The organism is Oceanobacillus sp. FSL W8-0428 (assembly GCF_038004405.1).
In the GTDB taxonomy this organism is placed as follows: domain Bacteria; phylum Bacillota; class Bacilli; order Bacillales; family Amphibacillaceae; genus Oceanobacillus; species Oceanobacillus sojae.
Genome location: NZ_JBBORB010000001.1, coordinates 4,196,772 through 4,218,643, shown reverse-complemented (window position 1 = coordinate 4,218,643; position 21,872 = coordinate 4,196,772). Strand labels below are relative to the sequence as shown.

25 protein-coding genes and 6 tRNA genes are annotated in these 21,872 nt (G+C 37.7%); 27 read left to right on the top strand and 4 right to left on the bottom strand.

Going from position 1 to position 21,872, the window contains the following annotated elements; all coding sequences use genetic code 11:
* Positions 1–206 precede the first annotated feature (206 nt).
* The 10 genes from MKY30_RS20280 (at position 207) to MKY30_RS20235 (ending at position 6,577) form a co-directional block, all read left to right on the top strand.
* Positions 207–1,412 carry an ISL3 family transposase gene (locus MKY30_RS20280; protein ID WP_339233414.1) on the top strand — a complete coding sequence of 402 codons (1,206 nt, stop codon included), beginning with the start codon at positions 207–209 and terminating at the stop codon, positions 1,410–1,412.
* A 60-nt stretch (positions 1,413–1,472) separates the two neighbouring features.
* Positions 1,473–1,547 (top strand) — tRNA-Asn (locus tag MKY30_RS20275).
* A gap of 1 nt (position 1,548) precedes the next feature.
* A tRNA-Met gene (locus tag MKY30_RS20270) sits at positions 1,549–1,625 on the top strand.
* Positions 1,626–1,652: 27 nt separating this feature from the next.
* Positions 1,653–1,728: transfer RNA gene (locus MKY30_RS20265), tRNA-His, on the top strand.
* 15 nt (positions 1,729–1,743) lie between these two features.
* Positions 1,744–1,820, top strand: a tRNA-Ile gene (locus MKY30_RS20260).
* A gap of 12 nt (positions 1,821–1,832) precedes the next feature.
* Positions 1,833–1,925, top strand: a tRNA-Ser gene (locus MKY30_RS20255).
* A 54-nt stretch (positions 1,926–1,979) separates the two neighbouring features.
* Positions 1,980–2,052, top strand: a tRNA-Phe gene (locus MKY30_RS20250).
* Between the two features lie 298 nt (positions 2,053–2,350).
* Complete coding sequence (sodA, locus tag MKY30_RS20245) at positions 2,351–2,962, top strand: superoxide dismutase SodA (RefSeq protein WP_339282327.1); 612 nt, start codon at positions 2,351–2,353, stop codon at positions 2,960–2,962.
* Between the two features lie 101 nt (positions 2,963–3,063).
* Positions 3,064–4,341, top strand: coding sequence for an MFS transporter (locus MKY30_RS20240; protein WP_147210362.1), 1,278 nt, complete (start codon positions 3,064–3,066; stop codon positions 4,339–4,341).
* Between the two features lie 187 nt (positions 4,342–4,528).
* Positions 4,529–6,577 carry a peptidoglycan D,D-transpeptidase FtsI family protein gene (locus tag MKY30_RS20235; protein ID WP_445667736.1) on the top strand — a complete coding sequence of 683 codons (2,049 nt, stop codon included), beginning with the start codon at positions 4,529–4,531 and terminating at the stop codon, positions 6,575–6,577.
* A gap of 173 nt (positions 6,578–6,750) precedes the next feature.
* Here MKY30_RS20235 and MKY30_RS20230 read toward each other — a convergent pair whose 3' ends face one another.
* Both MKY30_RS20230 and MKY30_RS20225 read right to left on the bottom strand, forming a co-directional pair.
* Positions 6,751–7,365, bottom strand: a complete 615-nt coding sequence (locus MKY30_RS20230) for a hypothetical protein (RefSeq protein WP_156987635.1) — start codon at positions 7,363–7,365, stop codon at positions 6,751–6,753.
* Positions 7,366–7,377: 12 nt separating this feature from the next.
* A complete protein-coding gene (locus tag MKY30_RS20225) occupies positions 7,378–7,608 on the bottom strand; it encodes a hypothetical protein (protein WP_156987633.1) in 231 nt (76 codons plus the stop codon).
* A 464-nt stretch (positions 7,609–8,072) separates the two neighbouring features.
* Here MKY30_RS20225 and rpmG point away from each other — a divergent pair, with 464 nt between their 5' ends.
* The 8 genes from rpmG to MKY30_RS20185 all read left to right on the top strand — a co-directional run bounded on the left by rpmG (position 8,073) and on the right by MKY30_RS20185 (position 15,917).
* The gene (gene rpmG / locus MKY30_RS20220; RefSeq protein ID WP_017797039.1) at positions 8,073–8,222 is read left to right on the top strand and encodes a 50S ribosomal protein L33; all 150 of its coding nucleotides are present in this window, start codon (positions 8,073–8,075) and stop codon (positions 8,220–8,222) included.
* A gap of 70 nt (positions 8,223–8,292) precedes the next feature.
* Positions 8,293–8,871, top strand: coding sequence for a 5-formyltetrahydrofolate cyclo-ligase (locus MKY30_RS20215; RefSeq protein WP_156987631.1), 579 nt, complete (start codon positions 8,293–8,295; stop codon positions 8,869–8,871).
* A gap of 91 nt (positions 8,872–8,962) precedes the next feature.
* Positions 8,963–9,133, top strand: coding sequence for a hypothetical protein (locus tag MKY30_RS20210; RefSeq protein WP_156987629.1), 171 nt, complete (start codon positions 8,963–8,965; stop codon positions 9,131–9,133).
* A 264-nt stretch (positions 9,134–9,397) separates the two neighbouring features.
* A complete protein-coding gene (locus MKY30_RS20205; protein ID WP_341085191.1) occupies positions 9,398–10,945 on the top strand; it encodes a rhomboid family intramembrane serine protease in 1,548 nt (515 codons plus the stop codon).
* Between the two features lie 135 nt (positions 10,946–11,080).
* The gene (locus tag MKY30_RS20200) at positions 11,081–12,526 is read left to right on the top strand and encodes a spore germination protein (protein ID WP_341085664.1); all 1,446 of its coding nucleotides are present in this window, start codon (positions 11,081–11,083) and stop codon (positions 12,524–12,526) included.
* A gap of 67 nt (positions 12,527–12,593) precedes the next feature.
* On the top strand, positions 12,594–12,806 hold the full coding sequence (locus tag MKY30_RS20195) for a YqgQ family protein (RefSeq protein WP_147210368.1): 213 nt from the start codon (positions 12,594–12,596) through the stop codon (positions 12,804–12,806).
* Complete coding sequence (locus tag MKY30_RS20190) at positions 12,799–13,758, top strand: ROK family glucokinase (RefSeq protein ID WP_147210369.1); 960 nt, start codon at positions 12,799–12,801, stop codon at positions 13,756–13,758. The genes MKY30_RS20195 and MKY30_RS20190 overlap by 8 nt, the downstream gene beginning before the upstream one ends.
* A gap of 221 nt (positions 13,759–13,979) precedes the next feature.
* The gene (locus tag MKY30_RS20185; protein ID WP_147210370.1) at positions 13,980–15,917 is read left to right on the top strand and encodes an LTA synthase family protein; all 1,938 of its coding nucleotides are present in this window, start codon (positions 13,980–13,982) and stop codon (positions 15,915–15,917) included.
* Positions 15,918–16,036: 119 nt separating this feature from the next.
* On the opposite strand, the gene MKY30_RS24220 is transcribed toward MKY30_RS20185, so the two are convergent.
* Positions 16,037–16,228, bottom strand: a complete 192-nt coding sequence (locus MKY30_RS24220) for a YqzE family protein (RefSeq protein WP_147210371.1) — start codon at positions 16,226–16,228, stop codon at positions 16,037–16,039.
* A 151-nt stretch (positions 16,229–16,379) separates the two neighbouring features.
* Here MKY30_RS24220 and comGA point away from each other — a divergent pair, with 151 nt between their 5' ends.
* From comGA to MKY30_RS20145, 8 genes are all read left to right on the top strand, one after another.
* On the top strand, positions 16,380–17,378 hold the full coding sequence (gene comGA, locus MKY30_RS20180; RefSeq protein ID WP_156987625.1) for a competence type IV pilus ATPase ComGA: 999 nt from the start codon (positions 16,380–16,382) through the stop codon (positions 17,376–17,378).
* On the top strand, positions 17,347–18,387 hold the full coding sequence (locus MKY30_RS20175) for a type II secretion system F family protein (protein ID WP_341085190.1): 1,041 nt from the start codon (positions 17,347–17,349) through the stop codon (positions 18,385–18,387). Before comGA ends, MKY30_RS20175 begins: the two co-directional genes overlap by 32 nt.
* Before the next feature lie 12 nt (positions 18,388–18,399).
* On the top strand, positions 18,400–18,705 hold the full coding sequence (gene comGC, locus MKY30_RS20170; RefSeq protein ID WP_147210374.1) for a competence type IV pilus major pilin ComGC: 306 nt from the start codon (positions 18,400–18,402) through the stop codon (positions 18,703–18,705).
* On the top strand, positions 18,692–19,123 hold the full coding sequence (gene comGD, locus MKY30_RS20165; protein WP_147210375.1) for a competence type IV pilus minor pilin ComGD: 432 nt from the start codon (positions 18,692–18,694) through the stop codon (positions 19,121–19,123). Before comGC ends, comGD begins: the two co-directional genes overlap by 14 nt.
* Positions 19,107–19,445 (top strand): hypothetical protein, encoded by a 339-nt coding sequence (locus MKY30_RS20160; protein ID WP_147210376.1) that lies wholly within the window; start codon positions 19,107–19,109, stop codon positions 19,443–19,445. Before comGD ends, MKY30_RS20160 begins: the two co-directional genes overlap by 17 nt.
* Positions 19,429–19,863 carry a competence type IV pilus minor pilin ComGF gene (gene comGF / locus MKY30_RS20155; protein WP_186813628.1) on the top strand — a complete coding sequence of 145 codons (435 nt, stop codon included), beginning with the start codon at positions 19,429–19,431 and terminating at the stop codon, positions 19,861–19,863. The genes MKY30_RS20160 and comGF overlap by 17 nt, the downstream gene beginning before the upstream one ends.
* Positions 19,835–20,203 carry a hypothetical protein gene (locus tag MKY30_RS20150; protein WP_341085189.1) on the top strand — a complete coding sequence of 123 codons (369 nt, stop codon included), beginning with the start codon at positions 19,835–19,837 and terminating at the stop codon, positions 20,201–20,203. Before comGF ends, MKY30_RS20150 begins: the two co-directional genes overlap by 29 nt.
* 137 nt (positions 20,204–20,340) lie before the next feature.
* Positions 20,341–20,583: a DUF2626 domain-containing protein gene (locus MKY30_RS20145; protein WP_040985302.1), complete on the top strand. Its 243-nt coding sequence runs from the start codon at positions 20,341–20,343 to the stop codon at positions 20,581–20,583.
* Between the two features lie 80 nt (positions 20,584–20,663).
* Here the strand turns inward: MKY30_RS20145 and MKY30_RS20140 are convergent, their stop codons facing one another.
* Positions 20,664–21,293 (bottom strand): MBL fold metallo-hydrolase, encoded by a 630-nt coding sequence (locus MKY30_RS20140; RefSeq protein ID WP_147210378.1) that lies wholly within the window; start codon positions 21,291–21,293, stop codon positions 20,664–20,666.
* A 392-nt stretch (positions 21,294–21,685) separates the two neighbouring features.
* Between MKY30_RS20140 and MKY30_RS20135 the strand changes: the two genes are divergently transcribed.
* The gene (locus MKY30_RS20135; protein WP_147210379.1) at positions 21,686–21,859 is read left to right on the top strand and encodes a DUF2759 family protein; all 174 of its coding nucleotides are present in this window, start codon (positions 21,686–21,688) and stop codon (positions 21,857–21,859) included.
* Positions 21,860–21,872: the final 13 nt, after the last annotated feature.

Below are 21,872 nucleotides of genomic sequence, written 5' to 3'. Positions count from 1 at the left end.
CGGTTAGATAATAACAGTTCTTTAAGGCAAAAAAGTTTCTTTAAATCAAAAATAGAAATAATCTATTTTTAAAATTGGGCTCTATACTGAATGTGGTGGTGCCCTCCGTTCCATCGCCAGATGGAACGGAGACAAAAAAATACACTCTATTTCCTCTCTCTGGTAACCTTGAGTTGTCGAGACAAAAGGAATGGGAGAGGAAAAGAGTGCATCATCATTTTATCACAGAGTTGTTAGGAATTAAAGATACGCATGTAGATGTGTGGGATATCAGAGAAGAAGAAAGTTATTTTATTGCAGAATTATTCACGAAACAGCGTATGCAGAAATGTCCTTTTTGCCGTAAAAGAACCAAGCGGATACATGGCTATCGTTGGCAAAGCATTCAAGGACCAGCGTTTACAACCAAGGAAGTTCATCTTTCCCTGCGAAAACGACGTTATATTTGCACGTCGTGTCATCACACATTTTATGAGCGTCTACAAATGATTCATCGGTATCAACGTTGTATGGCGAGTGTGCAAACGACAGCGATGATGCATGCAGCGGTGAGTTCCTTTCGTACAGCGGCGCTAGTAACCGGAGTAACAGTGAATCGTGTCTTACGGTGGTTTGATCAGAAGGAGTTAACTACCAGCAAAGTGTTGCCGCGAGTCATTGCGATCGATGAGTTTAAAGGTGACGCGGATGGAGAGAGGTTTCAATTGAATGTGGTCGATGTGGAGAACCGAAGAATTATCGATATCTTGCCAAATCGAAAAGTGGAAACCATTGAAGCGTACTTAAAGTCCTGTGATACAGGTAAAGTAGAAATGGTAGTAATGGATTTATCTCAAGCGTTTAAACAAGCAATTCGAAAAGCACTGGGAAATCCTCTGATTATCGCTGACCGTTTTCACTTTATGCGTCAGGCCTATTGGGCTCTAGATGAGGTCCGCCGTGAAGTTCAAAAGGAGCTGCCCAAGAAAGATCGAATTCGAATGAAACGTTCCAAAAAACTTCTGTGGAAATCATGGACAACCTGTTCAGATGATCAGAAGAAGAAAGTCGAGCAATTATTAAGGATAGATCCCCGCTTAAAGGAAGCTTATGGTTTAAAGCATGAATTGGATACGTGGTTTAAGGAAAGTGATGCGCACAACGCAACTGCTGGATTAGAAGCGTGCCTGGAGAAGTTGAATGCATCCGCGTTAGAGGGATTTCATCGTGTCGCACGTACATTTAAAAGATGGCAACAAGAAATTCTGCATTCTTTTATGTATCCCTTTAATAATGGCTACATAGAAGGCGTTAATAATACGATTAAAGTATTAAAAAGATTATCTTATGGGATTAAACAGTTTGATCGAATGAGAAAGAAAATTCTATGGCAACAAGAGGTAAAGCTTGTCTTAAAGCAAGCTTATAAATAAAGAGGTGGAGGAATGATATTCCACCACCACATTTGACATAGAACCATTAAAAAACATTATTCCACAGTAGCTCAGTGGTAGAGCAATCGGCTGTTAACCGATCGGTCGTAGGTTCGAATCCTACCTGTGGAGCCATGGCGGTGTAGCTCAGCTGGCGAGAGCGTACGGTTCATACCCGTGAGGTCGGGGGTTCGATCCCCTCCGCCGCTACCAAAAAAATACATAAACTACTATTACATGGCGGTCGTGGCGAAGTGGTTAACGCACCGGATTGTGGCTCCGGCATACGTGGGTTCGATCCCCACCGGTCGCCCCATTAAAAATAGTGAAAGGACCCTTAGCTCAGTTGGTTAGAGCTATCGGCTCATAACCGATCGGTCGCAGGTTCGAGTCCTGCAGGGTCCACCATTTATTCTGCCGGGAGGTATACCCAAGTCTGGCTGAAGGGATCGGTCTTGAAAACCGACAGGCGGGTCAAACCGCGCGGGGGTTCGAATCCCTCTACCTCCTCCATACATATATTATAAAAGAATAATGCAGAGCTTTTCTATGGAAGTTCATCTTTTTGGCTTGGTAGCTCAGTCGGTAGAGCAGAGGACTGAAAATCCTTGTGTCGGCGGTTCGATTCCGTCCCGAGCCATCTTTAAAAACAAGCTTAAGGCTTGTTTTTTTATGCTCCTTTTTAATCCTCTTGTTTCCTTTGTTGAAATAGGTATTGCCTAAGATTGTGAAGAAAATCCGGTTAGATAATAACAGTTCTTTAAGGCAAAAAAGTTTCTTTAAATCAAAAATAGAAATAATCTATTTTTAAAATTGTTGTTTTATAAGGAATTGACGATAGAGGTGAGTGCAAAATATTTGCAAGAAATACTTTCCTTTGATACCTTAATAAGTGAAGAGCTTAAAAAAACATCATTTATTTAGAGGAGGAGTTACACATGGCAAAATTTGAATTACCAGAATTACCTTATGCATACGATGCATTAGAACCAACTATCGATAAAGAAACAATGAATATTCACCATACGAAGCATCACAACACCTACGTTACAAAATTAAATGATGCACTAGACGGACATGAAGATCTGCAAAATAAATCCGTAGAAGAGCTTGTCAGCGATTTAAACGCGGTTCCTGAAGACATCCGCACAGCAGTACGCAACAATGGCGGTGGACATGCTAACCATAGCTTTTTCTGGAAGACACTGTCACCAAATGGCGGCGGAGAACCTGCAGGAGAGCTGGCTGATAAAATCAACAGCAAATTCGGTTCTTTAGACAAATTTAAAGAAGAATTTGCAGCTGCAGCAGCAGGACGCTTTGGTTCTGGCTGGGCATGGCTGGTATTAAATAATGGCGAGCTTGAAATCACAAGCACACCAAACCAGGATTCACCATTAACAGAAGGCAAAACACCATTATTAGGATTGGATGTATGGGAGCATGCATACTATCTTAAATATCAAAATAAACGCCCGGAATACATTTCAGCATTCTGGAATGTAGTAAACTGGGATCAAGTAGCTAACAATTACGAAGCTGCGAAATAATAAATAATTACAAAAAGCTTGCAGAAATTTAAACTTCTGCAAGCTTTTTGTATAGATACGATTCCTTCGCTAAAAATAAAAGGAGAAGGAGTCGTTTTCTTATGCAATTACATCAGCAATATAGAAGATACAAAAACCAAAAAGATGAATACAGGGACTTGTGGATGCTACTGTTGATTGGAGTTTTATATGCAGCCGGGATCTTTTTATCAAATACTTTTGTAAATGTGTACTTATGGAAGCAATCCGGCGACTTTTTTGTGATTGCTAACTATCATTTAGCGAGCTATGTATTTCAAGCATTGTCGTTTATTTATGCAGGGAAATTATCGAAAAAAATAGATCGTATCATTATATTAAGAATCGGGATACTTTTCTTATGTTTCTTTTTCTTATTTGTTCTTTGGATTGGTGAGCTTGCAGCATATTATAATTTTATTCTCGGCTGTTTATTGGGAATAGGTTATGGTTTTTTCTGGCTGGCTTATTACCTGCTGACTTTTGAAATTACAGAACCAGATACGAGAGATTGGTTTAATGGTATTTCAGGCACACTAACGTCATTTGCAGGGATGATTGGGCCATTACTTGCTGGGTGGATGATTTCAAAAATGGCTGGTGATGTTGGTTATACTGCTATTTTTATTATTTCCTTAAGCTTATTCATTGCGGCAATTGTAGCCAGCTTTTTCATCATACGTAAGGGGAGCAGAGGGAGCTTTGCTTTAGCTGCTGTTATAAATGAAAGAAAGAGAAATAAAAATTGGAAGCGTATTTTACATGCTCATTTTTTCCAGGGGCTAAGGGAAGGGATATATGGTTTTTATATTACCATTTGGATTTTCCTTGTTACAAACAGTGAGCTTGTGTTAGGAGTTTTTAATTTATTTCTTTCAGGCTTATCGATCGTCTTTTATTTTGTCGCCTTAAAATGGATTAAGCCGTCTTTAAGAAAAAAAGCAATTTTGTTTGGCGGCATTCTGCTGTTCACCTCTATCTTTATTATTATTTTTGAAATGAGCCTTTTCTGGTTAATTATATATGCAGTAATTATTGGAATTGCATTTCCCATTTTAACTGTACCGTATGAATCACTTACCTATGATGTGATTGGCAGAGCCCGTATGGTAGAAGAAAGACGGGTGGAGTACATTGTTGTCCGGGAAATTTATTTAAACTTAGGCAGAATCGTTTCGATTATGGTATTTATATTCGGGATGTTTCTATTTCCGCATGATATGATTATTCCAATATTACTGATTATTTTTGGTGCAGGGCATGCGATTATTTATTTTTGTATCCGAAATATTTTTATCGGGCCAACAAAAAAACAAAAAATAGCATTAAAAGAAGATTTCACGGACGAAAAAAGTCGTTAAGTGTGGTAGAATCAAACAGTAGTATTGATAACTGAAATGTTTAAAAAGATACGTCTATAATTTAAATTTTTTTTGCTTTTTAAACAAATCATAGAATTAATGCCATATAAGGCCAAAATATATGTAAAGGGGGAGCAAAGTGGTAGACAAGAAGAAAAAGAAAAAACGGGCCCAGCTTCCGGTTCGTATGAATATCCTTTTCTTTGCCATCTTCTTATTATTTTCTGCACTCATACTTCAGTTAGGTGTTGTTCAAATTTTAAACGGGGAATCTTATCAGGAAGAAATTGAAAGAACGAATTTAGACACGACAAGTGTACCGGTGCCCCGTGGAAAAATATATGACAGGAATGGGAATATCATAGTAGATAATGAAGCCATGTATTCCATTACTTATACGCCCCCCAAAGGTGTTCAGGCAAAGGATCGCTTGAAGGTGGCTGAAACCTTAGTTAATTTCATCGATATGAGTGATAAGAAAAAAATCGATCGAATAACTGACAGAGATAAAAGAGAGTATTATTTATTACTTCATCAAGAGGAAATAGAAGAACGATTAGAAGAAGTTGATACAGAGGAGATGGATGCTTCCGAGGAATACGCTGCCACATTGGATTTAATTACCGATGAAGAAATTGCAGATTTTTCCGATGAAGAATTAGAAATTATCGCTACAAAAAAAGAACTGGATAAAGCATATGCACTGACCCCGCAGGTAGTGAAAAATGAGGGCGTAACAGCAGAGGAATATGCTGCTGTAGCTGAGCATCTGGATGAGCTTCCCGGAATCAATGCCACAACAGATTGGAATCGTGTTTATCCGAATGGAGATACGTTATCGACTATTTTAGGGAGAATTTCCACTCAGGAGCAGGGAATTCCCGCAGAGGACTTGAGCGCTTATTTGACAAAGGGTTACAGCCGAAATGACCGGGTCGGCAGAAGTGGACTGGAAGAGCAATATGAAGACTTTCTGCGCGGCCGTAAAGAGCAGATTCAGTATACGACACGTCAGAATGGGACAATTATCGGCTCCGAGACCATTGTTGAAGGAGAACGGGGCAAAGATTTAGTTTTAACAACAGACTTAGAATTCCAGCAGGAAGTTGACAAAATTGTCTTAGAGGAGCTGAAAGCAGCGAAAGCAAAGAATCCTTATGACAACCGGTATCTAACAAATGCGTATGCTGTTGTAATGAATCCGAAAACAGGAGAACTTCTTGCTGTTTCCGGTGTGAATTATGATAAGGAAAAAAATGAATATAATAATGCTTCCTACATGGCTTTATCTAATGCAACAGAACCCGGCTCCAGTATTAAAGGGGCAACTATACTTGCCGGATATGATGCGGAGGTTATTTCACCTGGAACAACTTTCTATGATGCACCAATAACATTGGCAGGAGGCTTAACAAAAAAATCTGTATCATCTATGGGAAGTGTAGATGACCTGAATGCATTAAAGCGGTCTTCCAACGTTTATATGTTCTATGTTGCCCTGCGTCTGGGTGGAGATTACCGTCATCCATTGCCTAATAATGCCACATTAAATATAAATAAGGCTGAGACATTGCAGACCCTGCAAAATTATTTCAATCAATTTGGCTTAGGGGCATCGACAGGAATAGATTTTCCAGATGAAAGTACCGGAGTAAGAGGTCAGACACCAGAAAACCCAGGTAATATTCTTGACTTCGCAATCGGTCAGTATGATACGTATACCACCCTGCAGCTCGCACAATATGTATCCACCATTGCCAACGACGGTTACCGTGTCCAGCCGCACTTTTTAAAAGAAGCTCGTGATCCCATTGCCTCTTTAGACGAGCTTGGACCATTGTATTATACAAAAAATACAACGGTAATGAACCGGATTAATATGACAAATGATGAAATCAGCCGTGTGCAGGAGGGCTTCCGCCGTGTATTTCAAGAAAATGGAGGAACAGGATACAGTTATTTTGGTAAAAAATCATATAATCCAGCTGGGAAAACAGGTACAGCTCAGACTTCTGTTTATGAAAATGGACAGAAACTGGCTGATCTCAATAACCTGACAATGGTTGGTTATGCGCCGTTTGATGACCCTGAAGTTGCCTTTGCAGTTGTTGTACCGAGTGTAGGAATAGGTGCAGGGGACGGGGTTAATGGTAAAATTGCTTCGAGGATTTTAGATGCCTACTTTGATATTAAAGAGGATCATGATGAAGAAGCAGCTGATTCTTCTGATGAATAGCGAAAAAGACGCATAGGAGACTTTCACCCTTTAATTTGGGTGAGAGTTTTTTATGTACAAGCTTTATTTATTGTATTGTAATTGACTATGGGGCTTCTGCAGATTGAAGTTGTCTTTCAAACAAAAAATGAGCAGCTCTAGATTGAGCAACTCATTTTTTTATTAAATCATATTTATTCTGAGTAGGTAGTAATAATGTCACCAATTTCATCGAAAGACATTTCGCTGTCCACTTCATAAGTTCCAGGCTTTACGCTGCCGCTTAAATCATTGTCTTCCAAGAAATCATTAAAATCTCTTGCATCATCAATAATCCCGGCATCTTCTAAAGCATCACTGATGTTAGAAGGGGGCGCACCATTTTCTAATGTAATTTCAACGTCAATTACATCTGAGTCTTCGGAGGATTCTTCATCTTCATTACCTTCATCATTATTGTCTTCCTCGTCTGCATTTTCGTTGCCTTCTTCGTCATTACTATTTTCATCATTGTTGTCTTCATTTTCATCAGAATCATTGTTTGAATCTGATTCATTATCGGCTTCAGAGTCATCTTCTGCATTTCCATCAGAATCAACCTCGTCAGCTGCTTCTCTATTCACGCTATATGCAATATATTCGTCTTGTGTTAATACAGCATACCCTTGATTTTCCAGTGCAGAAATCAATTCATCCGGTTCCATATCCTCGAGGCTGCCCGAGGATTGATTACCAAATATATATATAGCGAGAAGCAGGAGACCGCTTGTCAACAAACCGACAGCAAACGCTCTAACATGTTGTTTCATGATAATACTCCTCTAATTATTATTTTTAAGATCAGACGGTGCTGCTTCATCAGATATGTTTTGAGGCAATAATTCTTCTTCTAAAACAGAAACCTTCTTCTTTAACTGGTATGTATCTTGCATCGTAGTAATGGACAATTGTTCTAGCTGGCTTTCGACTTCTTCCAGACGGTCGTTAATAAAGAATGATAGAATAAATAGAACAACCCCAATGACGACAACTGCCAAAATGGCAAATAGCATTTTTATTTCCCTCCCTTTATGAGGATGTTCAAAAAGTCCCCAAATGATAAGCTGCGAATCTCTGCGTTGACGCGTTTTTTACGATACTCACGTATTAAAAAGCATAGAAGAACTTCTGTTAAAATCGTCCACGTCCTGTGGACAACACAGAAGTCACCACATCCTGTGGAAGTCCGTTCGTAAAAACCACGTCGTCTTGATCTTCTTGCTTCTAATTTAGAAACTTTTTGAACACGCACTTTATGTATCATTTATAGTTATACCATAAATTAAAAGAAGTGACTATGCTAAAAGCACGATAAATCATGACAGGGAGTTGCTTTAACCCTGATAAAACATGGGGCGAAAAGTTTTATCATGTTTTTGGTATAATCCTTCTTGATAAATAGATGAAACTTTGATAATATAATTAAAGTCTGTACAGTTATGTAAAAAGGCAAGTTGAAAAGTTTGGAGGGATAGATATGCGCGTAAATATAACGTTAGCTTGCACGGAAACAGGAGATCGTAATTATATTTCTACAAAAAACAAACGTACAAATCCTGAGCGTATTGAGCTTATGAAATACTCACCACGTCTTAAAAAACATACCCTACACCGTGAAACAAAATAAGCAATCATGAAAACTCTTATCTGATGTTAGTTGGATAAGAGTTTTTTTGCAGACAGAGGTGAAATATGATATGTCAGAAAAAAAGATATTACGGCAAAAAATGCTGAAAGAACTGAGTCTTTTGTCGAAGCTGGATCGAAAAAAAGTGGAAACAGGACAGCAGAAGCAATTATTTACAACTCCAGCATTTCAAAATGCCAGAACGATAGGAATTACTATTTCCACAGAAATAGAATGGGATACATATACAATCATTGAAAAGGCCTGGAGAGAAGGAAAGATAATAGCCTCACCGAAATGTGTGGTAAAAACGAGAGAAATGTACTACTATGCCTGGAATCATCAAAAACAAATTCAGACAGGTTACGCAGGTATAAAAGAACCGATCCCCCAAAAAACAAAGCGGATTCTACATTCAGATATCGATTTATTGATTGTGCCAGGAGTGGTTTTTGACACGGATGGTTATCGTATTGGCTATGGCGGCGGATATTATGACAGAATGCTTGCTGATTATTCAGGAGCGACAATCTCGCTTTGCAGTGAACGGCAATTAATCCAGCAAATTCCCCGGGAAAGCTATGATCTGTCTGTAGAACAGATTATTACAGAAGAACGTACCATAGATACGGCCAGACAGAATAGCTAATCTTTAATGTATAAGATTTCTCCCTTCGTTGAAAATAATTGATGTAGAAGAGTCTCTAATCACATCAATTATTAAAAGGGAGGTAAGAAAGATGATGCGCATGTTCTTTACAGCAGCGATGGTTATATCCATTATTTTTATACTTATGAAATGGAAGTACCGGATTTTAAACGGCTTCTTAAATTGGAAGCAGGGAAGAAAGTATTTAGTTCCAATTATTGCAAACATTATTTTATGGAAAAAGAAAAAGGAAGCGGTTTAAATTATCTATATGCATTATAAAAGACACTGCTTATAATAAAATATTCCCTCTTTGCCGGCAAATATAAAAAGAAAACATAAAGCGACGAACTTAATAGGGCGAGTAACCGCAGCCCCAGTTCAAGCTTCATCAATTTTTATGAGACGGGCAGTTGCAATTCTGGACAATGAGCAAATAAAATATCCTGCTGGCGGCTCTTCCGTTTGATCATAGTTGCGCATAATTAGAAACATTTGGTATGCTTCAAAGAGGGGAGGTTGATTTATGGACGTACATATGCAATATAGAGCGTATGAGCTGGTGAGGAAATTGACAGAGCAAGGGTTCCGGATTATTGCAGGAGACTATAAAACGGATGAAGTCTGGATGGAACGGAAAGCAGGCGGAAAATCTGATATTATTCGTGTAAAACCGCAAACCTTTGATTGGTCTAACCAATTACGGCAGGATTCGCAGACTGCTTATCAGCAAATGCAGCGGATAAGGCAAGCTATCGCAAGTGTTAATGCTGAACTATATTTAATATACATAGCTGAAGAACATCCGGTTGATGAATGGGAAGAATTGAAAAAACCGTTTGGTGAAGGAAATAAAAAATCGCCAAGAATGCACATATATTATCTGGATAGAGAAGATGAAGAAAGTGAAATCAATCTCTTAAGTCAGGATTTAAATATTTCATTGAGCGGTGAAGACAAAAGAAATTTAGATGATACGGAAAAAGAGGCAACAGCAAATCATATGAAAAATACGCTGTTCCAAAAAATCCAAGAAGAGCAAGAGAACCGTAAGAAAATATTTTCATTTTCCACTCCGCTGTTTACTTACATATTAATCGCTTTAAATATAGTTATTTTTATTCTTCAAATCACAAGAGGGAATATAGAAAATACACAGCACTTAATTGATATGGGAGCAAACTTTAACCTTCTTGTCATGGAGGGAGAGTGGTGGAGATTTTTCAGCTCGATGTTTTTACATCTTAACTTTCTCCATCTGATTATGAATATGCTTGCTCTGTATTATCTGGGAACTGCGATTGAACGGATATTCGGGAGAACCCGTTTTCTTTTTATCTATTTTCTTGGCGGGCTGGCAGGTTCCATAGCAAGCTTTGCTACCTCCATTAATGTATCAGTAGGGGCATCAGGTGCTATATTTGCATTGTTTGGTGCGCTTCTTTTATTCGGGCTTATCTATAAGCAAATATTCTTTCAAACAATGGGTATGAATATTATTCTTATTTTAGGAGTAAATCTTCTGCTCGGATTCACTGTTCCAGAAATCGATATGGGAGCACATCTTGGCGGATTAGCCGGCGGATTTTTAATTGCTGCAGCTGTTTATGTGCCAAATAAAAAAAATCAAAAGAATCAGCTGCTGGGACTTATCGGTTTTATCATTCTCAGTATCGGATTATTCATCTATGGATGGTCATTTAATTCATCATCTCCAGAAATGAAATTAATTGAAGCAGAAACACTCATAGAGGATGAGAATTTTAGTGAGATTATTTCAGTAACAACGGAAGCACTTGATGAAACAACGGATTCAGAGCTGATACCTTATCTTCTTTTCCACCGTTCTTACGCTTATATTCAAGAGTTAGAATTTGCAAAAGCGATAGAGGATTTAGAAGCGGCTATTCAATATGACGAAAGAATACCGGAAATGTATCATAATCTGGCAATTTTATACTCACAGCAAGGAGCAAGCAGAACAGAAATTGAAGCCATTATTGATGAAGGGTTAGAGCAATTCCCGGATAATAAAGAATTATCGAATATAAAAAATGAATTGCAATCTTATTAAGATGAAACCAGGCTGAGGAAAACAGAAATGCGGCCTGGTTTTTGTATACCTTAAAGAATGGAATGTATAGTTTTTATCTGGTGATATAAACTATCTACATCCTACTGTATTAAGGTGATAAAAGTGACTGATAAAATGAAAAAAGTAGATACAAGCCTCAAAACAAACGTTTCTTATCTAAAGTCTTATTTAGCAGTTGATAAAAGCTTTGACCTGATTTACCTGGATTTGAATTATGCTGGTAAAGATATGGCTATGTTTATGGTTGATGGATTTGTCAAAGATGATATGATGCTGTTTATCATGCAGTCCCTGCAAAGGCTGCGTCCAGATGAGCTGGATACAGATACATTACAGAAATTAATGAAAAGAGATATTCCTTTTATAGAAATAGAAGCATTAGAAGATATGAATAAACTGGTTGATTTTATTCTTTCGGGAGCAACGGTTTTATTCGTAGAAGACTTAGATAAAGCAATTGTAATTGATGCAAGGTCATATCCGGCACGGTCACCTGAAGAGCCTGATTTAGAAAGAGTGGTCCGGGGACCGCGTGATGGGTTTGTGGAAACGCTTGTATTTAATACTGCGCTGACAAGACGCCGGGTTAGGGATCGTTCTCTCAGGATGGAGTTCACGCAGGTTGGCAGGCGCTCTAAAACGGATGTTGTTATCAGTTATATAGAAGATATAGCAGATTCTAAACAAGTGGAGAAGCTGAAAGAATTGATTGATGGTATAGATACAGACGGGCTTCCTATGGCAGAAAAGACGATTGAAGAATTTTTCAGTCATCGTTATTGGAACCCGTATCCGGCAGTCCGGTATACTGAAAGGCCAGATACGGTTGCATCCCATCTTTTTGAGGGGCATGTAGTCTTGATTATTGATGGATCGCCAAGTGCGATGATTACACAAACAACTTTCTGGCAGCATTTGCAGCATGCAGAAGAATATCGGCAAAAACCAAGTGTTGGAGCATATTTACGAATTGTTCGATTTATTGCCATATTTCTTTCTCTTGTGCTTTTACCGCTCTATTATTTATTTTCTGTACAGCCTGAACTTCTGCCGCCAGCGTATTCGTTTATAGGACCGGAGGATTCAGGGGTCATCCCGTTATTGGTTCAATTTCTAATTGCTGAATTAGGGCTCGATGTTTTAAGAATGGCATCTATCCACACACCATCTGCACTTGGAACAGCCCTTGGCCTGGTTGCAGCAATTATGATTGGTGAAGTTTCTGTAGAGGTCGGCTGGTTTTCGCATGAGGTTGTTTTATACATTGCTACTGCAGCGATCGGTTCTTATGCAACACCAAGCTATGAATTAAGTATGGCAAATCGTCTTGTCCGCTTATTTTTATTATTTTCGACAGCTTTATTTGGCGTGAGCGGTTATGTTATTGGTGTAACTGTCTGGCTGTTATTTTTAATAAAGATGAGAACGCTGGATACACCTTATTTTTGGCCGTTAGTGCCATTTTCAGCTAAGAATATGCGTGATACATTTATCCGCTTTCCATTACCGGAAAGGCATCTGAGGCCATCTATATTACGACCAAAAGATCCAGATCGTTAATTTGATCTGGATCTTATTCTCATTTCCCATTTGATTGCCCATTTGATATAATACTCTTGGTGATAACATGCAGAATATACATGATGTAAGGAAACTGCTGATGAAGTTTGGAACTTTCATCTATACGACAGACCGGTTAGGCGATTTAGAATTAATGATGATGGAAATAAATGAATTATATGAGTGGAAATTTATCAGCAGTCAGCAATTCCAGCAAGCGGTATTGCTCATAAAAAAAGAAAGCAGAGAATATAAAAAGGGGACGAAAATAAATGAATGAATTATTAACAGGAGTAGATATTGGGGGAACTTCAGTAAAAATAGGATTCATTACAAAAGAGGGAAAAATTCTAGAAAAGTGGGAAATACCAACAGATTTAACAAACGAAGGTGCGAATATTATCTCTGATATTTGGGAAAGTATTGAATCGAAATTACAGGTATCATCATTAGATGCTTCTTCCATTAAAGGAATAGGTGTCGGGGCACCGGGATTTGTAGATGCCCATGCAGGTATTATTACAGAAGCGGTCAATATTGGATGGAAAGATATCCATTTAGCGGAAGAACTTGAAAAATTGGCTGGGGTGCCTGTATATGCTGAAAATGATGCTAATATTGCTGTATTAGGAGAAAATTGGGTTGGTGCAGGAAATCAATCCAGGAATTTAATAGCAATTACATTAGGAACAGGTGTCGGCGGCGGGATTATCGCAAACGGCTCTATTTTAAATGGTGTTAATGGCATGGCCGGCGAAGTAGGCCACATTGAAGTGATGGAAAATGGTTATCCATGTAACTGCGGTAAAAAAGGCTGTTTAGAAACCATTGCTTCTGCAACAGGAATTGTCAGACAGGCAATGGAGAAGATACACACTAATCCAGAATCACTTCTGACGAAATTATTTCAGACAGAAGGGCGTATTTCTGCCCAGAATGTTTTTGAATTAGCCAAGCAGGGAGATCAGGCCTCTACAGAAATTATTGAATATACAACGGACGTTTTAGGAAAAGCAATGGCAAATATGTCAATGATTATAAATCCTTCCAATATTTTAATAGGCGGTGGCGTTTCTAATGCAGGAGATTATTTGATTGATGCTTTGACAAAAGCTTTTAGAAAGCATGCGCTGCCTAGAGTAAGTGAAGTTTGTACTATTAAAACTTGCCAGCTTGGTAATGATGCGGGTATTATTGGAGGAGCATATTTAGTATATGAGAATTACAGTTAATTGATTTTCAGACTTGATTTTTTTTGAATATCTACTAAAATAGTAATTTATGAACGGGTAATTAAATAAAATGATTAAATGTGAAACCTTTTTTCTTGTAAAACCGTTATACAAGATGTACAATTTTTTAATTGCAGGTTTACATTAGTTAATAAAATGGGAAGTAGTATGTTAAAAGGTAAATCAGCATTCCTGTTTTTATTATTTAGGAGAGGATATAAATGAAACGATTTAAAAAGCCAAGGATACCGCTCTATATTATTGCAGCATTCCTTCTTGGACTAAAAACCTATATTGTCTACCGATTTGTATTTAATATTGAACTTGATAATTCCATGCAGGAATTAATTTTGTTTATTAATCCTTTTGTGTCAGCGTTTTTAATTCTGGCATTAGGAGTCTGGTTTAATAAGTCTTCCAGACAAATGAAGTATATTCGGTACGCTACATTGGCAGCATCCTTGCTTATCTGGGCGAATCTTGTATTCTACCGCCAATTTACGGACTTTATAACAATCCCGCAATTATTTATGGGAAGTAATATGACAGATTTAGGATCCAGTATTCTTACTTTAATTAAGCCATGGGATCTATTTATATTTGCAGATGCCGCGATTATCTGGTATCTAAGTAAGAAATATGAAGGAAGTCTTGCTGTACAGTATCCTAGAAGCGGTAAGGTCGGCGCTCTGGCATTTTCATTAGTATTACTTGCGGGTAACTTTTTCTTAGCTGAAATGGAAAGACCGCAGCTTTTTACCCGCGGATTTGACCGTGAATATTTAGTGAAAAATATTGGTCTGTTTAACTATCACGTCTACGATGTTGTCATTCACTCCAAGAACGAATCACAACGTGTTTTTGCGGACGGAAACGAAATTCCTGAAATTCAGGAGTATATTAAAGAAAATGTGGATCATGAGACCAGTGAAGAAATGAAGGGTATTGCGAAAGATAAAAATATCATTTTTCTTAACGCAGAATCCTTGCAGCACTTTGTAATGAACAGTGAAGTAAATGGAGAAGAGGTTACACCGTTTCTTAATGAGTTAGCCCAGGATGAAGATACGTATTACTTTGATAATTTCTATGAACAGACAGGTCAGGGAAACACATCTGATTCAGAGTTCTTAGTAGAAAATTCCTTATATCCATTATCCCGTGGTGCGGTATTCTTTACACACGGTAATAATGAATACCATTCTTTTGATGAAATGATTAAAGAAGCTGGTTATACTTCTAACGTATTGCATGCGAACAATAAAAGCTTTTGGAACCGGGATGCAATGTATAACAGCTTGAATATTGATAACTTCTTTGGAGAAGAATCATATGATGTAACACCGGAAGACTCTGTAGGGTGGGGTCTAAAGGATAAACCGTTCTTTGAACAGTCCATCCCTATATTAGAAGATTTGGATGAGCCGTTCTATTCAAAAATGATTTTATTAACAAACCATTTCCCGTTTGAATTGGATGAGGAAGATGCAACAATTGATAAATTTGATTCAAATTCCAATACGCTGAACAGTTATATTCCGACTGTTCGCTACATGGATGAAGCTATCGAAGAATTCTTTGATGAGCTAAAAGAGTCTGGTCTTTATGAAGACTCCATTATTGTCATTATGGGTGACCATATTGGAATAAGTGCCAACCATAATAAAGCGATGGCTCAGTATTTAGATCAGGACGAAATCACAGCTTACGATCAGGTGCAATTACAACGTGTACCATTATTTATTCACATTCCTGGAGATGGAAATGGAAAAGTAATGGAAGAGGTTGCCGGTCAAATCGATTTGAAACCAACAATGCTAAACATGCTGGGAATTGATCCTGGTGAGGATATTTATTTTGGTAATGACTTATTCAGTGATGATAGAAAAGGCTATATCGCATTACGAAATGGCGACTTTGTCAGTGATGATTTTGTTAAAACCGCCGGTTCCTGCTACGATCGTGAAACTGGAGAATTAATGGATCAGGCTGTAGAAGAAGAAACAGACTCAGAAGAAGAAGCAAGTGAAGAATTAGAAAAAGTAGAAAGTGCTTGTGATTCCATTCAAGAAAAAGTAGATACAGAGCTTTCTTACTCTGATTCCATCATTTACGGAGATTTATTCCGATTTGTTGACTTTGGAGACGAAGAAGAATAAAAAAACGGTACAGGTGAAAAAGCCTGTGCCGTTTTTTTGCACTGGCAGAAAAGCATAAAATCCTTGGCGGTTGAATATTGAGTAATGTGAATGTTTTCGGCAGGGGGAGGAACCACAGCTCAGTCCCGGTCATTTTTTCTTTTATAGTACCAGGATTGAATTGAAAAAGGTATTATGCCAAGCCATTTATTGCTATAAAGTTGATTAGAAGATTTCTTTTTTTGCTTCCGTTCTTTTTTTTCTTCTGTAGGTAAATTTATATATTTCATCATTTCTTCTGTTAAAAAACGAATATAGTCGTTACTTTTCATGGATTTAATTTAATGCTCCTTTTCAAGTTAGTTTTACTTATAGCTTTAACAATAAAATAAATTCTATTCTTTTGAATAAAAAAGAAGGAGAATCAGAATAAATGTAGAATTTATAGATTATGTCAGAAATATTTGTAAAGGGGGTGAGCTAATGAATCATGTCACAAAATTATCTGACGACCTCTTTCAGGCAGCAGTCAGTCAACAAGCTTCTGATATTCACTTCTATCCATACGAGCAGCAAACTGAAATTTACTTTCGTATCCACGGAAAACGCACCTTTATCCGAAACATTCTAACGAAACAATACCAGCTTTTAAGAACATTTTTTAAGTTCAGTGCCAATATGGATATTGGCGAACACAGAAAACCCCAAGCGGGAACATTGCTTTGGAGTTTTGAATCAAAGGACTATGCACTTCGTATTTCGACTCTCCCTCATTATCAGCAAGAGAGTATTGCTATCCGTATTCTTCCTCAAAACGACACCTTGCCGCTTGACCATTTATTTCTTTTTCCAAATCAAGTACAGCAAATGCGAAGATGGATGGATCATGATTCCGGACTTATCCTGATAACTGGGGCAACCGGGAGCGGGAAATCATCTACTTTATATTCTTTATTAGAAATGGAAATGAAGGAAAAGCCCTGTCAAATTATTTCCTTGGAAGATCCAATCGAGAGAAAAATAAATCAAATATTGCAAGTGCAAATTAACGAACATGCCGGCATCTCCTATCACACAGGGTTAAAGGCTGCTCTACGCCATGACCCCGACATTCTGATGGTTGGAGAGATACGGGATAAAGAAACCGCAAAGTTTGCAGTGGAAGCTGCTCTAACTGGTCACCTTGTATTAAGTACTCTGCATGCTAAAAATGCTGTCGGCACCATTTTTCGTTTGAAGGAAATGGGAATAAAAACTGCCGATCTGCATCAAATCCTTATTGGCGTAGGAGCTCTTCGGCTAATTCCAATTATGAGAAAGAATAAGCAGCAGCGGAGTGCTATTGGAGAATTAATGGAGGGAGATTACCTGACAGAAGCTATCGAAGGTACATTGCTGGCTTTACCTGAAGAACACCAGTTTAAAAAATTACAAAGAAAGGCATTTGCTTATGGCTTTACACAAACGATTTTCCCTCAATAATCAAAAAATAACCATTGCCACGCAGCTGCAATTTCTTCATGTCTTACAGCGTATGCTTTCAAAAGGTCTCACACTCATTCAATCCTTAGACGCAATGAAATATTATGCTGAGTTAGAATATACCTCCAGTCAGATTTTAAAGTGTCTTGAAGCGGGCCAGCATTTGGATGAAGCAATGGACGAGGCTGGTTTTCATCATTCTATTATTTCCTATCTCTTTGTTGTACGGGAAAAATCGAATATATCCGAACAGATTGAGCAGTGTCATCAATTATTTCAGCAGCATGTCCACTACATGCGTAAATTTCAGCAGACTGTCCGTTATCCGCTTATTTTGCTATTTATTTTTAGCGGTTTATTATTTTTTATTTATGCGCGTGTTATACCTTCCTTTCAGCAGCTCATGTTTGGCGAGCTCCCTATGCTGCTGCAAGCCGTTATTTTTCTATCTTCCTGGCTTGGTTATTCCATAATTGTTCTCATTATCGCTTTCAGCTTTGGTGCAGTTATCTGGATATTTTTAAGAAATAATATCTCTTTAGAAACTAAAATGACTTTATACAGCAGAATTCCTCTATATCGTTCTTATATAAAGAGACAAACATCTTTTCATTTTGCTGCGTTATACAGTTCTCTCTTACAGACAGGGATGCCAATGAAGGCGTTATTGCATTATATGTCCAGACAGACAAAGCTGCCCATTATTTCTTATTATGCGAAGCAAATGCAATTAGAGTATTTTAGGGGGAGATCCGTCCAAGGGCTCTTGACCACGATGGATTTTTTAGACAAACATTTGACAGATATATTATCTTCTAATATGGATGCAGCAAACCTGGCAAAGGACTTAGCTATTTATGCTGAAATCTCAATTGATACAATGTATCAACGGCTTCAAAAAAGAATTGTTTATATTCAGCCTGTTTTTTTCTCGATTATCGGCGCATTTATTATATTTATTTATATTAGTCTGATGTCGCCTATGTTTGAACTAATGAATACAATGTGAAGGAGCTTTTTTATGTTAAAAAGTGAAAAGGGTTTCACACTGATAGAAATGTTAATTGTCTTGATGGTAATCTCTATAATCATGATCTTAATTATACCGAATCTGGGGAAGAAGACAGGGGATGTCCATTCAAAAGGTTGTGCTGCATTAATTTCTGTGGTGCAGGCCCAGGTAGATGCTTATCAAATTGATACTGGTAATATGCCATCAAGTCTTGATCAGCTGGAGAGTGCTGATTATATAACTGAGGACCAGAGGACCTGCTCAAATGGAAATAAGCTTTCCATTTCTAATGGTGTGGTAAATGCTTCAAACTGAGCGTGGTTTTACGCTTATTGAAACATTATTTGCATTATCCATCTTGTCAGTCATCCTTTTACTCATTCCTAAACACCAGATAGAACAGATTGACAAATTGGAGAGCCGGCATTTTCTTGATACATTAGAAATGGACGTGCTTTATATTCAGAATAAGAGGAGTACACAGGAAAGCGGCAAATCATATATTTTAAGGTTTTACCCTGATAACTATAGCATATTGTTTAACTATTCTACTGAAATCAGACGGGAGTATCCACCACTGTTTTCTTTGGACACACCTTTCCCGAAGGATATTGAATTCTCCGTCGGCGGTGTTATTAAGAACCCGCAATCCATTCTAATCAGCTTTGGGGAAGAACGCTACCGGATTGTATTTCCGTTTGGGAAAGGCAGATTTTATGTTGAAGAAAGATAAAGGATTTACATTATTTGAAACCTTGATAGCATCATTACTTTTATTTTCTATGCTCACTATTCTATTGCCGCTGCTCTCCTTACTCGCTAAAGAACAGTACAATAATATAGAAAGGTTAAAAATTACAAGTAAATTACATGATGAATTGCAAGGAGCCCTGGTTGGAATGGGAACTTATCCGGGTAAATATACAATCATTCCTTACCGTACACCTGCAGAGTTCTCTTTTGCGTTGGAGGGGGAATACTTGAAAGGATGTGCAGAATGGACTAATGCAAAACAACAGACAGAGGAAAAATGCCTTTATGCAATTTTGGAGTAGCGCCCATGGCTTCACTCTTATTTCGATGTTAATTGCAATGACAATCTTAGTATTAACACTTCCTTTTGTATACTATGCTTTATCTACACTTCAAATAAAGCAAACCTATACAGAGTCCTTATCGATACAGCAGTTGTTTACGCAATTACGCAATGATATTATCTCTTCTACCTCCGCTCATATAGCTGACAATCAATTGTATATCCGGTTTATTGATCAAAGTGATAACATCGAGAAAACAGCCCGTTTCAGCCAGTATAACAACTCCATTCGCAGACAGATAAACGGGCAAGGTCATGAAATATATCTTCACCAGGTTTCTAATGTTGTTTTTGAAGAACAATCAAACGCTATTTTTTTAACAATTACTATGGAATCAGGGGAATTTTATGAAAAGATACTATACACTTATCCATAATCAGCAAGGATTTTTATTATTTCATGCCGTCTGGGTTATTCTTATTGTATTTCTTTGTTTACATTTTCTTCTTTACCAATATCAGACAGCAAAAGTAGTAGCTGACAATCAGTTATCTGATATAGAAGTGGAGACACTTTTTCAAATGGCTTACAAAAAAGTCGGTGGGGAAATAGATATACAGGAGATTTCTTTACCATATGAAACGAGTTATAAATTCCCGCATGGAGAAGTTAAAGTAACTTTTCAGGCTGAAACGAATGAAAGTATATATATCATCTATGCAATAAAACAAACTGGAAGCGAGCATATTTATCAATTTGCCCAATATGCTCCTTAACAGTAATTGAGAGGATTTATCATTACTTTTAAATAAAATACCTTATACAGGGGCAAACTATATAAGAATCGTTTACAATCCTATCCGGCTCGTATATAATAACTATGAGAACGTTACCTATAAAGGAGGGGGAAGACATGGACCGCATGTTTCGTGTTCTTGCCTTTTGGACAGGTATTTTTACAGTTATGTTTTATGTAGGTGACATGCTGAATACTGCACTATTATTCCTTGTTCAAACGGCGTTTTTCCTTACACTGAGTTATTTAAAGCTGTCTGAACGTATGTACATGTACTTATTTGGTGCATATTGTACGGTATTTATTGTTGGATATACTTGGTATTCTGAGTTTATCCTTGTACCTGGATTTGGACATTAAAAACAGCGAAAAAGACCTTCTGTATTTTATGCAGATGGTCTTTTTCGCTGTTTTATCTATTTCGAACCAATTATGATTTTCTAAGCTGGGAAAAAAGGATTGTTCTTCTTTTCATAGCCTATTGTTGTTGCCGGCCCGTGGCCTGGAAGAATGGTTAAATCATCCGGCAAAAGATACAACTTCTCTTTTATCGAGTTTTCCAGGGTGTTTATATTTCCGTCTACTAAATCAGTTCTGCCGATTCCCTGCTGGAATAATACATCACCACAAACAGCAAAATTCTCGTTAGAAAAAACAAAACTGATGCTTCCAGGCGAATGGCCCGGTGTATGTAATGTTTTAATAGTGAAACCGCCGACTTCTAAGGTTCCCTCCGTCAGTTCTTTATCAGCCACTTGAGCAGTAATAGGCTGTCCCATTAATTTAGCTGACCCATTCAATCTTGGTTCACCAAGCCAGGACCACTCTGCTTTATGAAGATACACTGGTGCATTGGTATACTTTTGGACACTGTTCAAACCGCCAATATGATCGAAATGAGCATGAGTCAGTAAGATTGCTTTCACATTCAGCTTATTCTTTTCAAAAGCTTCAATTATTTTCTCCGGTTCTCCACCAGGATCAATAATTAAAGCATCTTTTTCTTCTTTTTTGTAAACGATATAGCAATTTGCCTGGACTAAACCTACCGGCATTGCGATAATTTCCATATCCATCTCTCCATTCTTTTATCATGGTGTAACCGTCTGTGAAACTTCCGCCTTCAAAAAGAGAAAAATAAATCTATTTGGGCAGGAGATAACGGCCGCTAACTTCCTGAATTGTTCAGGTCAATACAATGCTGGTCGCACAAATATTCTCGCAAAAGCTCTTCGATGGGGGCGAGTAACCGCAGTCTCAGGATACGAAGACGTCAGCTTATGTTCCTTATTTATCAGTAGGAGAAGAGTGAAAACTCACACTGAAAGAAGTTTCGCTTTATAATAACTCGACAAACACTTGGAAATACTATAAAATATAAATAGTTTAACGATAATTACATAGTATAAAATACTGGCTTTTTACACAAGTATAGTTACGCTGAAAAGGAGGAAAATTTCGGATGGGTCATATTGTTTTAGGAATTTTATTTTTACTAGTTGCACTATTAGCAGTCGTATCCGTGATTCGTCAGTTAAAATTTAAAAATATACTGGCACTGTTATTCTCTGCTCTAACTGCCGTTGTTTTTGGGTTCTTCTCCATTGCAACCATTATTTCAGAAATCGTAGGTTAAGACAAAAAGATTC